This window comes from Streptosporangium sp. NPDC049644 (assembly GCF_040675205.1).
In the GTDB taxonomy this organism is placed as follows: domain Bacteria; phylum Actinomycetota; class Actinomycetes; order Streptosporangiales; family Streptosporangiaceae; genus Streptosporangium; species Streptosporangium fukuiense.
On sequence record NZ_JBFAOJ010000047.1, the window covers coordinates 1 to 12,010 of the forward strand.

General features: G+C 71.7%; 10 protein-coding genes. 5 read left to right on the forward strand and 5 right to left on the reverse strand.

Annotated elements, in window-relative coordinates; genetic code table 11:
• Nucleotides 1–95 precede the first annotated feature (95 nt).
• The 3 genes from AB0J58_RS24825 to AB0J58_RS24835 form a co-directional block, all read right to left on the reverse strand.
• Nucleotides 96–2,732, reverse strand: a complete 2,637-nt coding sequence (locus AB0J58_RS24825; protein WP_364219362.1) for a phosphoenolpyruvate carboxylase — start codon at nt 2,730–2,732, stop codon at nt 96–98.
• Between the two features lie 65 nt (nt 2,733–2,797).
• Nucleotides 2,798–4,447, reverse strand: a complete 1,650-nt coding sequence (locus AB0J58_RS24830) for a hypothetical protein (protein ID WP_364219365.1) — start codon at nt 4,445–4,447, stop codon at nt 2,798–2,800.
• Complete coding sequence (locus AB0J58_RS24835; protein ID WP_364147229.1) at nt 4,423–5,205, reverse strand: ABC transporter ATP-binding protein; 783 nt, start codon at nt 5,203–5,205, stop codon at nt 4,423–4,425. Before AB0J58_RS24835 ends, AB0J58_RS24830 begins: the two co-directional genes overlap by 25 nt.
• 107 nt (nt 5,206–5,312) lie before the next feature.
• Between AB0J58_RS24835 and AB0J58_RS24840 the strand changes: the two genes are divergently transcribed.
• The 5 genes from AB0J58_RS24840 to AB0J58_RS24860 all read left to right on the forward strand — a co-directional run bounded on the left by AB0J58_RS24840 (nt 5,313) and on the right by AB0J58_RS24860 (nt 10,205).
• Nucleotides 5,313–6,917, forward strand: a complete 1,605-nt coding sequence (locus AB0J58_RS24840) for an acyl-CoA carboxylase subunit beta (RefSeq protein ID WP_364219368.1) — start codon at nt 5,313–5,315, stop codon at nt 6,915–6,917.
• A complete protein-coding gene (locus AB0J58_RS24845) occupies nt 6,914–7,120 on the forward strand; it encodes an acyl-CoA carboxylase subunit epsilon (protein ID WP_364147223.1) in 207 nt (68 codons plus the stop codon). The genes AB0J58_RS24840 and AB0J58_RS24845 overlap by 4 nt, the downstream gene beginning before the upstream one ends.
• A gap of 101 nt (nt 7,121–7,221) precedes the next feature.
• Nucleotides 7,222–8,169 (forward strand): NYN domain-containing protein, encoded by a 948-nt coding sequence (locus AB0J58_RS24850; RefSeq protein ID WP_343981305.1) that lies wholly within the window; start codon nt 7,222–7,224, stop codon nt 8,167–8,169.
• Between the two features lie 111 nt (nt 8,170–8,280).
• Nucleotides 8,281–9,702 carry an AlkA N-terminal domain-containing protein gene (locus AB0J58_RS24855; RefSeq protein ID WP_364219371.1) on the forward strand — a complete coding sequence of 474 codons (1,422 nt, stop codon included), beginning with the start codon at nt 8,281–8,283 and terminating at the stop codon, nt 9,700–9,702.
• Nucleotides 9,699–10,205, forward strand: coding sequence for a methylated-DNA--[protein]-cysteine S-methyltransferase (locus tag AB0J58_RS24860; RefSeq protein ID WP_364219374.1), 507 nt, complete (start codon nt 9,699–9,701; stop codon nt 10,203–10,205). The genes AB0J58_RS24855 and AB0J58_RS24860 overlap by 4 nt, the downstream gene beginning before the upstream one ends.
• Before the next feature lie 112 nt (nt 10,206–10,317).
• On the opposite strand, the gene AB0J58_RS24865 is transcribed toward AB0J58_RS24860, so the two are convergent.
• Together AB0J58_RS24865 and AB0J58_RS24870 are read right to left on the reverse strand one after the other, a co-directional pair.
• Entirely contained in the window at nt 10,318–11,253 is a 936-nt protein-coding gene (locus tag AB0J58_RS24865) for a hypothetical protein (RefSeq protein ID WP_364219377.1), read from the reverse strand.
• Nucleotides 11,254–11,299: 46 nt separating this feature from the next.
• Nucleotides 11,300–11,971: a hypothetical protein gene (locus tag AB0J58_RS24870; RefSeq protein WP_364219379.1), complete on the reverse strand. Its 672-nt coding sequence runs from the start codon at nt 11,969–11,971 to the stop codon at nt 11,300–11,302.
• Between the last annotated feature and the right edge of the window lie 39 nt (nt 11,972–12,010).

Sequence of the window (12,010 nt, forward strand, 5' to 3'; positions counted from 1 at the left end):
AGGAGCCATACACCCTCTCCGCGGGGGCGCACCGCGTCGGCCGTGGACCCCCGCGGGCCGGCCCCGTGCGGGGCCGGCCGGCGGTGGCGAGCGGATCAGCCCGTGTTCTGCAGGCCGGCGGCGACGCCGTTGACCGAGAGCAGCAGCAGCGTGGACAGGCGCTCGCGCTCCTCCTCCGACAGCCCCTCGTCCGCGCGGAGCGTGGACAGGGCGCGGAGCTGCAGGTGGGAGAGCGCGTCGACGTACGGGTCGCGGAGCTGCACCGCGCGGGACAGCACCTTGCGGTCCTCCAGCAGCCGGGTGTGGCCGGTGATCTCCAGGACCAGGCGGCGGGTCAGGTCGTACTCGGCCAGGACCTGCGCGACGAAGTCGTCCCTGGCGCCGAGCGCGAGGTAGCGGGCGGCGATGTCCCGGTCGGTCTTGGCCAGCGACATCTCCACGTTGTCCAGCAGCGAGGCGAACAGCGGCCACTCCCGGTAGGCGGCGCGCAGCTCGCCCAGGCCCGCCTCGGAGATGACCGCCTCCAGGCCGCTGCCCAGGCCGTACCAGCCGGGCAGGTTGACCCTGGTCTGGGCCCAGGCGAAGACCCACGGGATGGCCCGCAGGTCGTCCAGGGAGCGGGGCGCGCCGAGGCCGCGCCGGGCCGGGCGGGAGCCCAGGCGGAGCGAGCCGATCTCCTCCAGCGGGCTGACCAGGGAGAACCACTCCGGGAAGCCGGGCGCCTCGGTCAGCAGCCGGTATGCCTTCTCCGAGGCGGAGGCGACCTGCTCGGCCACCGCCCGGAAGCGTCCCGCGGCCTCGGCCGTGCGCGCCTCGATGGACGGGGTGGAGGCGAGCAGCACCGCGGAGGTGACCTGCTCCATGTGACGGCGTGCGATGGCGTCGTGGCCGTAGCGGGCGAAGATGACCTCGCCCTGCTCGGTGACCTTGAACCTGCCGCCCACCGACCCCGGGGCCTGTGCGAGCACCGCCCGGTTGGCGGGGCCGCCGCCCCGGCCCAGGGCGCCGCCCCGGCCGTGGAAGAGTGTCAGCGGCACGTCGTGCTCGGCCGACCAGGCGGCCAGCGCCTCCTGGGCCTCGTACAGCTTCAGCGTCGCCGCGGCCGGGCCGAGTTCCTTGGCGGAGTCGGAGTAGCCGAGCATGACCTCCAGGCGCCGGTCGTCGGCCAGCCTGGCCTGGACCTCGGGGATCTGCAGCATCCCCGACAGCACGGTGGGGGCGGCCGCCAGGTCGGCGCCGGACTCGAAGAGCGGGACCACGTCGAGCCGGGGGGCCCGCTCGCCCAGCGCGTGCGCGGCCAGCGCGTGCACGGCGGCGATGTCGTCGGCCGAGCGGGTGAAGGAGACGACGTAGCGGGAGCAGGCGGCCACCCCGAACCGCTCCTGGATCCAGGCGATCGTGCGGATCGTGGCCAGGACCTCCTCGGTCCGCTCGGAGGTGCGTCCGGCGGCGATCTCCTCCAGCGCGGCGGCGTGGACCTGCGAGTGCTGGCGGACCTCCAGCTCGGCCAGGTGGAAGCCGAACGTCTCCACCTGCCAGACGAGGTGCTGCAGTTCCCCGTACGCCTGCCTCCTCGCCCCGGCCGCGACCAGCGACTCCTGGGCGATTCGCAGGTCGCCCAGGAGTTCCTCGGGCGAGCGGTAGGCCAGGTCGAGCCCGCGCTGCCTGGTGGCCGCGATGCGGGCGGCGACGAACATCAGCCACTGCCGGTGCGGCTCCTGCGGGGAGCGGGTGGCCATCTCCGAGACCAGTTCGGGGTGGTCGTTCACCGCGGCGGACAGCGCGGCCCGCAGCTCGGGCGAGGCGGGGGCGTAGCCGGCGGCGAGGGTCAGCGAGCGGCCGATCCGGCCGGCGGCGGTCTCCAGGGCGATCAGCACGTGCTCGGCCTGGATGAGCACGGCGTCCCTGGTCACCTTGGCCGTGACGTTCGGGTTGCCGTCGCGGTCGCCGCCGATCCAGCTGCCGTACCTGATGAAGGCGCGGGCCCGGGGCCTCTCGGTGCCGCCGCCCCCGCCGAGCGCGGCGTCCAGGGCGCGATAGACCTGCGGGACCACCCGGAAGAGGGTCTCGTCGAAGGCCGCCATGGCGGTGCGGACCTCGTCTCGCGGGTCGAGCTTGGTGGACCTGAGCTGGGCGGTCCGCCAGAGCAGGTCGATCTCCTCCAGCAGCCGCCGGCGGGTCTCCGCCCGCTCGGCGGCCCCCCGCTCCGGGCTGTTGTACAGGGCGAGCTGGCCGCTGATGCGCTGGATCGCGGTGACCACGGCGCGCCTGCGGGCCTCGGTGGGGTGCGCGGTCAGCACCGGGTGCAGGCGCAACCCCTCGACCAGGCCGGCGACCTTCTCGCCGCCGAGTTCCTGGACCGCCTGGGCCAGGGACTCGGGCAGCGGCTCCTCGCCGGTGTCGCGGACCCTGAGCGTGCGGATTCTGAAGTGCTCCTCGGCCAGATTCGCCAGGTGGAAGTAGCACGTGAACGCGCGGGCGATCTGTACCGCGCGATCGACGGGCCACTCGGCCACCATCGCGGTGATCTCGTCGACCGACACCTGCCCGCGGCGGGCGCCGATGACCGCCTTGCGCAGCCGTTCGACGTCGGCGAGCAGGTCATCGCCACCATGCTCGGCGATGACCTGCCCCAGAAGCTCACCGAGCAGTCGCACGTCCGCGCGCAGCTCGTCGGGCATCTCGGTGACAGCGGAGGAGCGCTCTACCTGATGAGACACGGTGGCTGGCATGTTTGTCAGCGTACCCAGTCCGTTTTCTCCGGCGGAGACCGGTCTCACCCATTGGACTAGACCATTCAGGCGGCCCTGGAGGTCGCCTGCAACAGCGCTGGATACCTGGCGAAAGCGGCCTTACCCGCGACCCTCCGGCCGCCTGCGGAGAGCAGCAGCCCGTACGGCACCGCCAGCGCGGAGACCCAGGTGAGGCCGAGCAGCACCGGCAGGACGATCGGCAGCGCGAGCAGGCCGGTGCCGATCAGCGCGCCGAACGAGGCGACGAAGGCGATGCCGCCCTGCCCCGGAGCCGCGCCCGTGAAGGCGTTCAGGCGTTCCGGCACGGTGTAGGGCATCAGCACGCTGGTCAGCGCGCCCACCCCGAGCCCGACCCCGAGGACGCCCCAGGCGGTCAGGGTGGCCGGGACCGCCCAGACGATGCCCTCGGCGGACCCGGCCAGCAGGGCCGCGACCAGGGAGAGCACCAGCAGCAACGGCACGCCGATCGTCGCCACGGCCAGGTGCCGCCCCGCGATGTCCGTGCGCCAGTCGCGGTCGGTGCCGTAGGCGACGGCGTTCATCCACAGCGAGCGGCCGTCGATGCCGAAGGCGTTGCACCACTGCATGCTGATCAGCGCCGCCCCGATGCAGGCGGGAGCGACCGCCAGGGCGACCCCGGTCGGACCGCCCTCCCCGTTCAGCGAGAAGGCCATGATGCCCGCGACAGCGACGGCGGCGAACCAGCCGACCCTGCCCCGCGGATCGCGGCGGGCGTACCTGAGCTCCTTGCCCACCACCGCGGCGAGCGGGCCGTCGGGCAGGACCCCGGCCAGCAGGCCCCGGGAGTTGCGCACCGAGGAGCTCTGGGTGGAGGCGTCGGGGGAGACCAGGGCGCGGCGCAGCGCCGCGATCCACAGCCACCCCACCCCGGCGACCAGGGCGGCGAGCACGACGATCGCCAGGAGGGCCGCCGCTCCTCCGTCGGCGACGGCGTGCGCCGCCATACCCGACGGGGTCCAGCGCAGCACCGAGGCGACACCGCGCAGCATCGCCCCCGGGTCGGCCGACAGGCCGCCGTTGAGCAGCAGGTTGGGCAGCTGCGCCCCCAGCACGACGAAGATCACCGAGACGGCCAGCACGTCGCGGCCCCTGCGGGTGCGCAGCACGCCGGAGAGCGCCGTGGTGACCAGCCGGGAGAGGACGACACAGAGCGCGAAGTGGAGCAGCACCGCCACCGTGCCCAGGATCGCCCCGCCTGCCCCGCCCGCCAGGCCGGCCACCGCCCCGATCATGACGACCAGCGTGGCGATCGGCCAGACGCCGGTGATCGAGGCGGCGAACATGCCGGTGGCGAGCAGGCCGGTCCGCAGTGGGAAGAGCGCCAGCCGCGACGGGTCGAGCGTGTCGTCCAGCCCGAACGCGAGCAGCGGCACGACCGCCCAGCCCACCAGGAAGACGGTGAACAGTACGGTGACGACGTCGCCCGCGACCTCGGCGGGCGCGAGGCGCAGCGTGGTCATGGCGAAGAAGCCCAGGGCGGCGAAGACGATCGCGGCGATCACCGTGAAGACGAACCCCAGCAGGTGCTGGACGCTGCCGCGCAGGTTGCCGGCGACGAGCCGGAGCTTGAGCCGTACGAACACCGAGGGCCCCACCCGCACGGTCCCGGGCACGGCCTCTGGCACGGCTCTCTGCCGGTCCGGCGCGCTCATGCCGGGGTCGCGCCCAGCCATGACAGGCCCTCCTGCCCGCTCGCGCCGTCACCCCGGGCGCCGACCAGCCCCAGGAACGCCTCGTTGAGGCTGCGGCCCGCCCTGACCTCGTCCAGCGGCCCCTGGGCGACGATCCGCCCGCCGTCCATCACCGAGACCCAGTCGCACAGGCGCTCGACGAGCTCCATGACGTGGCTGGAGAAGACGACGGTCGAGCCGGAGTCGGTGTAGCGCCTGAGCACCTCGACGAGCGTGTTGGCGCTGACCGGGTCGACGCCCTCGAACGGCTCGTCGAGAAAGAGCACACCGGGGTTGTGCAGCAGCGCGGCGGCCAGGCCGATCTTCTTGCGCATACCCGTCGAGTAGTCCACGACGAGCTTGTCCGCCGCCTCGGTCAGGCCCATGACCTTCAGCAGCCCGTCGGCCCGCTGCTCCACCTCGGCCCTGGGGATGCCTCGGAGCTGGCCGTTGTAGGACAGCAACTCCCTGCCGGAGAGTCGCTCGAACAGGCGCAGCCCCTCGGGGAGCACGCCGATGCGGCTCTTGACCGCGACCTGGTCGCGCCAGACGTCGACACCACCGATGTGGATCGAGCCCCCGTCGGGACGCAGCAGGCCGGTGACCATGCTGAGCGTGGTGGTCTTTCCCGCCCCGTTGGGGCCGACCAGTCCGGCGAAGCTGCCGCTGGGCACCACGAGGTCGACGCCTCCCACGGCCACCTGCTGCCCGAATCTCTTGAACAGCCCCTGCGTTCGCACCGCCTCGATGGCGTCCGGCATGTTCCCCCCTTCCAGGGTCACGGCTCCGGCGATCAGCCGACTCACCCGGAAAACGAACGGTCGCCCCCGATAGTTCGCACTGCCAGAGGGCGGTTTACCCTGCTGGCATGAGCGAGCCTCTGAGCGCCGAGACCACAGCCGCCGAACCCGATGTCCGTACGACGGCCGGCAAACTGGCCGATCTGGAACGCCGTCTGGACGAGGCCGCCCACGCGGGTTCCGCGCGCGCCATCGAGAAACAGCACGCGAAGGGCAAGATGACCGCCAGGGAGCGGGTCCTCGCCTTCCTGGACGAGGGCAGCTTCGTGGAGTTCGACGAACTGGCCAGGCACCGGTCCACGAGCTTCGGCATGGAGCGCGAGCGTCCGTACGGCGACGGGGTGGTGACCGGATACGGCACCGTCGACGACCGCCCCGTGGCGGTGTTCTCCCAGGACTTCACGGTCTTCGGCGGTTCCCTGGGCGAGGTCTTCGGAGAGAAGATCGTCAAGGTCATGGACCACGCGCTGAAGACCGGCTGCCCGGTGATCGGCATCAACGACTCCGGCGGGGCGCGCATCCAGGAGGGTGTCGTCTCGCTGGGCCTGTACGCCGAGATCTTCAAGCGGAACGTGCACTCCTCGGGAGTGATCCCGCAGATCTCGCTGATCATGGGCCCGTGCGCGGGCGGCGCCGTCTACTCGCCGGCCCTCACCGACTTCGTGCTGATGGTGTCGGAGAAGTCGCACATGTTCATCACCGGCCCCGACGTGATCAAGACGGTCACCGGCGAGGAGGTGACGTTCGAGGAGCTCGGCGGCGCGCACACGCACAACTCCCGCTCGGGTGTCGCCCACTACGAGGCCTCCGACGAGGCCGACTGCCTGGAGTTCGCCAGGGCACTGCTCTCCTACCTGCCCTCCAACAACCTGGACGAGACCCCGGTGTTCGACACCGAGGTGGTGCTGGAGACCACCGACTCCGACCGGGAGCTCGACACGCTGATCCCCGACTCGGCGAACCAGCCCTACGACATGCACAAGGTTCTCGAACACGTCCTGGACGACGGCGAATTCCTTGAAGTGCACGCGCAGTTCGCGCCGAACATCCTGGTGGGTTTCGGCCGGGTCGAAGGGCGCTCCGTGGGGATCGTCGCCAACCAGCCGATGAGTTTCGCCGGCACGCTGGACATCGCGGCCTCGGAGAAGGCCGCGAGATTCGTACGTACATGCGATGCCTTTAACATTCCGGTACTGACATTTGTCGATGTCCCCGGATTCCTTCCCGGCACCGACCAGGAATGGAACGGGATCATCCGCCGCGGCGCCAAGCTGCTCTACGCCTACGCCGAGGCGACGGTGCCGCTGGTCACGGTCATCACCCGCAAGGCGTACGGTGGAGCCTACGACGTGATGGGTTCCAAACACCTGGGCGCCGACATCAACCTGGCCTGGCCGACCGCGCAGATCGCGGTGATGGGAGCGCAGGGCGCGGTCAACGTCCTCTACCGGCGCGAGCTCGCCTCGGCCGCCGATCCGGACGCCCAGCGGGCCCGGTTCATCGCTGAATACGAGGACACGCTCGCCAACCCGTATCTCGCGGCCGAACGTGGGTATGTGGACGCGGTGATCCGTCCCTCCGCCACCCGAGTCCAGATCGTCAAGGCGCTCAGGACCCTGCGCAACAAGCGCGCGACCCTGCCGCCGAAGAAGCATGGGAACATCCCGCTGTGAGACACCTGAAGATCATTAAAGGGGATGCGACCCCCGAGGAGATCGCCGCGGTGGTGATCGCTCTCTCCGTACATACCGCGGCCGCGACTTCGAGCCCGAAAGCCCTGCAGACGCCAAAATCCTGGAGCAATCACTCACATCGCATGCGAAAACATCTTCCTACCGGACAAGGCGCATGGAGATCGAGCGCGCTGCCGAGATAGATCCTCAGAACGGGGTGTCAACTTGCACGAGAGTTGGGACCATCTAAGAAATGGGCGCATATAGTCAGCCGATCAGCTAGTTCCGAGGCCTGGAGGACGACATGACCATCCTGGACCTCACGTCACACCCCATCGCCGCGAAGTACGCCGTCCTGGTCGACGTCGGGTACCTGTACGCCGCGGCGGGAGAGGTGCTTCTGAGTGCCAAGGAGCGCAAGGAGTACCGGGTCGCGGCGGACGAACTGATCCAGGCGTTGCAGAAGCACGCGGAGGAGCGGATCCACGGCGAGCTGCTGAGGATCTACTGGTACGACGCCGCCCGCGACCGGGTGCCGACCGTCGACCAGCGGGTCATCGCGCAGCTCCCCTGGGTCAAGGTCCGCCTGGGCAACCTCAACGCGAGGGGCCAGCAGAAGGGCGTGGACGCGCAGATCAGGAGCGACCTGGAGGCGCTGGCCAGGCACCACGCGGTGAGCGACACCATCCTGCTCGCCGGGGACGAGGACATGGTCCCCGCCGTCGAGGCCGCCCAGGCCTACGGGGTGCGGATCCACCTGTGGGGGGTGGAGCCACCGTACGGCACCAACCAGGCCGAGCGCCTGGTCTGGGAGTCCGACACCGTCGAGATCATCAGTGCCGACTTCCTGCGCTCCTTCTTCAGCCGGGCCCCCGCACCGGTCCCGGTGCCGGCCGCCCCGATCGCCCCCTCCCCCGCCCAGGTCTTCGCCGGGCGCACCGCCGCCACCGCCAAGCCCAAGACCCCCGCGGGCCAGGTCACCAAGCTGGGCCCGAGCCGCCCGCGCGTCGAGGAGGTCGGCGAGCACGTGGCCCAGAAGTGGATCCTCACCCGTGGCCGCGACAACATCCGCGACCTGCTCCCGGGGCCGATCCTGCCCACCGTCATCGACACCGAGCTGCTCATCGAGGCGGAGAAGGAGCTGGGTCACTCCCTCCGCCCCTACCCCGAGGCACGCGTCTGGCTGCGCGACGGATTCTGGGCCCGCGTCTACCGGGAGTTCGAGATCGGGGTCGGCGTCTCCTCCAAGTGACGCGCCCGCGAGGCACGACTCAGCGGGTCACGGCCCTCCCCCCGACGGCCGCCACGACCATGTCCGATTCCCGCCAGTCGTACGGGATGGGCTGCGAGTAGCGTCGTCAGCATGTCCGTGAGAGAGCTCGACTTCGATGCCTGTTACCGCGCGGTGGCCGCGAGGGACGCCCGGTTCGACGGGCGCTTCTACACGGCGGTCACCTCCACCCGTATCTACTGTCGGCCGATCTGCCCGGCACGCACCCCCGCCAGCCGCAACGTGCGGTTCTACCGCCACGCGGCCTCCGCCGAGGCGGCCGGGTTCCGGCCGTGCAAGCGGTGCCGGCCCGAGCTGAGCCCCGGAGACCCCGGCTGGGACCACCGGGGCGACCTGGTCGGCAGGGCGCTCCGGCTGATCGACGAGGGCGTGGCGGACGACGGCGGGATGGCCCGGCTGGCCGGGCGGCTGCACATCACCGGGCGGCACCTGCACCGGCTGTTCACCACGGAGATCGGCGTGGGGCCGCTGGCCGTGGCCAGGACCAAGCGTCTGCTGCTGGCCAAGCAACTGCTGACCGAGACCGGGCTGCCGATCGTCGACGTGGCGTTCGCGTCGGGTTTCGGCAGCGTCCGGCAGTTCAACGCGACCATGAAGGACACCTACGGATTCACCCCGGGCGAGCTGCGGGCGACCACCCGACGCAGCACCGACGTCTCGGGCGACGCGCTGACCCTGCGGCTACACCGCAGGGAGCCGTACGACGCCGCGACCCTGATGCGGTTCCTGGCCGCGCGGGCGATCCCCGGTCTGGAGCGCGCGGACGGCACGTCCTACCGCCGCGCCGTCCCCGGCGGCGCGGTCACCCTCACCCCCGAGACGGACCACGTCCGGCTGGACGTGAGCGTCGACGACACCAGCCACCTGGCCAGGATCGTCGCCCGCTGCCGCCGCCTCCTCGACCTCGACGCGGACCCCGCGGCCATCTCCGCCGCCCTTGGCGAGACCTCGCTGGAACCGCTCGTCACCGCCCGCCCCGGGCTGCGAGTGCCCGGCGCGTGGGACGGCTTCGAGGTGGCCGTCCGCGCCGTGATCGGCCAGCAGATCTCCGTCGCGGGCGCCCGCACCATCCTCGGGCGCGTCACCGCCCGGGCCGGGCGCCCGCATCACGGAACGGACGGCGACGAGGGGCTGACCCACCTGTTCCCGACCGCCGCCGAGCTCCACGAGGCGGATCTGGGCGGGCTGGGCCTGACCGGGCGGCGGGTGGCCACGCTGAAGGCGCTCGCCGCCAGGGTGGCGGACGGCGAGATCGACCTGGACGGGGCACAGGAGCCCGCCCAGGCGGTGGCCGGGCTGCTCGAGGTTCCCGGGATCGGGCCGTGGACCTCGGGTTACATCGCGTTGCGGGCGCTGCGCGACCCGGACGCCTGGCCCGGCGGAGACCTCGGCCTGCGGCGGGCCATGGCCTGCCTGGGCATCCCGGAAGACCACATCGAGCGGTGGCGTCCATGGCGGGCGTACGCCGCACTGCACCTTTGGAGTTCCGAATGATAGAAGCACAGGTACTCACCACCCCGATCGGTCCGCTGGCACTACTCGCCCGCGAGGGCGTCCTGGTCGCGGCGGGCTTCACCGAGGCCCCGGACGAGATGTTCGCGCGCCTCTCCCCCGGCCTCCGGTCGGAGGGCCTGGCCCTGACCGCCGACCTGGGCCACCCGGCGCGTGCCGTACGCGACTACCTGGACGGCGATCTGAAGGCCCTCGACTCCGTGGCGCTGGAACAGCCGGGCACCCCCACGCGGCAGCGGCTGCTCACCGCCCTGCGCGAGGTCCCGCCTGGCGCCACGATCAGCTACGCCGAGCTCGCCGAGCGGGCGGGCCTGCCGAGGACGGCGGCCAGGGCGGCCGGGAGCGCGTGCGCGCAGAACCTGATCGCGCCGTTCGTCCCCTGCCATCGCATCCTGCCGTCCACCGGCGGGTTCGGCGGCTACTACTACGGCACGCCGGTCAAGCGGTGGCTGCTCACCCATGAGAAGGCGATCGCCGGCGAGTAGCGCGAGCGGAGGTGTCCGGCCAGGCGGCCTCACCGGCTTCCCGAGGAACCGGGCCGGGGGTCTCCCGCCGTCGAAGGCGTCGAGATCGGCCCGGACGGTGCGGGTGACCGCCTCAGCCGGTCTTCCTGACGGTGCTCTGTACCTCGCCCACCGGGACGTCGCGGGTGACCCCGACCTCCACCGGGTCGTAGGCGAAGGGCACCACGTCGTCCTCGATCTCGATGGGCCAGACCGAGGTGACCGTCAGCACGTAGACGTCACGCGGCTGATCGACCGAGGCCCGCAGGTAGCGCACGCCGCAGGTGAACGCGGCGCCCTTCGCGTACGGCCTGCCACCGGGACCGCACTCCTCCTTGACCTCCGCCCGGTCGGCGGTGGTGCCCGCGTCGATCCGGATGTCCTCAAGGGTGGCGGTCACGGTGGCGCTCATCACCCCGGGCAGCGTCGCCGTCACGGACCTGGTGGTCTCGCCGATGCCGCTCAGCCAGACCCAGGTCGGCAGGTTGACGTAGCTCCTGGCGTCCGGGTTGAGCTCGATCTTCGGCTCGGGCACGGTCAGCGCGGCACGGGCGATCTCGACCAGCTCGGCGATGGTGATCCCGGCGGGCGGCGTGGTGTTCGGGGGGGCGAACACGTAGGGCTCGCCCAGCGCGGCCACGCACGCCAGCCCGTTCGGGTCGGCGGAGTTGTAGGCGCGCTGCCACCAGGTGCCCTCCTGGCCGATCCGGGCCTCGAACGGCTCCAGCGCCTCCTTCCGCCTCTCCCACTCCTGCCCGGGGAGTGCGTCGGGAAGGGCGTCTCGCTGCGAGTCCAGCATGTCGGCGGCGTTGCCCCGGGGCTCGTACCAGCAGGGGCGCTTGATCCGATATCCGTCGCTCTTCCCGCTGAGCCCGGTGCCCGTGACGACGATCCGGGAGTCCTTGAGGGTGACCCCGGCCTCTTTGCCGCGTTGGAAGCCCTCACCGGTCGCTCCCCCGGTGTCGGGAGGGTCGGACGGCGCGGCGGGGGAGAACAGCAGCGACCCCGCGAGGATCACTTTTCCGATCATCGAACACCTCCGGTGGGGGGACCGGGTTCCGGCCGCGGGCAGAGAGTCATCTGAGGCAGCCCTTCGCGCGCTCGTCGGGGAGTTTCGCGTGGCGGAAGAGCCTGATACGCCAGCCCCCGTCGGCGGCCCGCCCCATCGCGGCGGACTGCAGGAAGGGCTTCCTGGTCCAGTCGGGCTGCCCGGTGACGGGCTTGCCGGTGGAGGAGTCGAGAAGGCGCATCTTCGACTCGTCGACGCAGACGTCCAGCTGCGCCCCCCGGTCGTCGCCCGAGCCGCTGACCGCGCTGACGTTCAGGGCGTACAGCCGGGCGGTCCCCCGCACCGACCTGCGCTCGTCGAGAAACGCCCCCACCCAGGAGGACGCGTCGTCGACCGCGTCGTACTCGACCACGTCGAGGTAGCCGGTGTCACGGCCCCCGCTCACGACCGCCCTGAAGGCTCCGGCGAAGTAGTCGCGGAGAACCTCGATCATCGTGGTCGTGTCGGCGTCGGGCGCGGCGGGCCACTCGACCACCACCCGCACTCCCGGCGCGACCTCGACCGTCTCCTCCCGCGGCGCGGCCGGCCGTGCCGGGTCCTGCGGGGAGGACCCCGTGGGAGCTCGCGAGGAGGTCTCGGCGGGAGAGGTGTCGGAAAGATCGACGGGAGTGAACGGCTGAGCCTCCGACGGGGTACAGGCCGCCGTCAGGAGCATGACCAGCGCGATCACCACACGCACACCGATCACGCTAGGAGCGCCCGCCCCCCGGAACCACCG

Excerpts from the sequence above, each read along its gene's own strand:
- AB0J58_RS24825 (WP_364219362.1), bottom strand. The coding sequence starts at position 2,732 with ATGCCAGCCACCGTGTCTCATCAGGTAGAGCGCTCCTCCGCTGTCACC.
- AB0J58_RS24830 (WP_364219365.1), bottom strand. The coding sequence starts at position 4,447 with ATGGCTGGGCGCGACCCCGGCATGAGCGCGCCGGACCGGCAGAGAGCC.
- AB0J58_RS24835 (WP_364147229.1), bottom strand. The coding sequence starts at position 5,205 with ATGCCGGACGCCATCGAGGCGGTGCGAACGCAGGGGCTGTTCAAGAGA.
- AB0J58_RS24840 (WP_364219368.1), top strand. The coding sequence starts at position 5,313 with ATGAGCGAGCCTCTGAGCGCCGAGACCACAGCCGCCGAACCCGATGTC.
- AB0J58_RS24850 (WP_343981305.1), top strand. The coding sequence starts at position 7,222 with ATGACCATCCTGGACCTCACGTCACACCCCATCGCCGCGAAGTACGCC.
- AB0J58_RS24855 (WP_364219371.1), top strand. The coding sequence starts at position 8,281 with ATGTCCGTGAGAGAGCTCGACTTCGATGCCTGTTACCGCGCGGTGGCC.
- AB0J58_RS24860 (WP_364219374.1), top strand. The coding sequence starts at position 9,699 with ATGATAGAAGCACAGGTACTCACCACCCCGATCGGTCCGCTGGCACTA.
- AB0J58_RS24865 (WP_364219377.1), bottom strand. The coding sequence starts at position 11,253 with ATGATCGGAAAAGTGATCCTCGCGGGGTCGCTGCTGTTCTCCCCCGCC.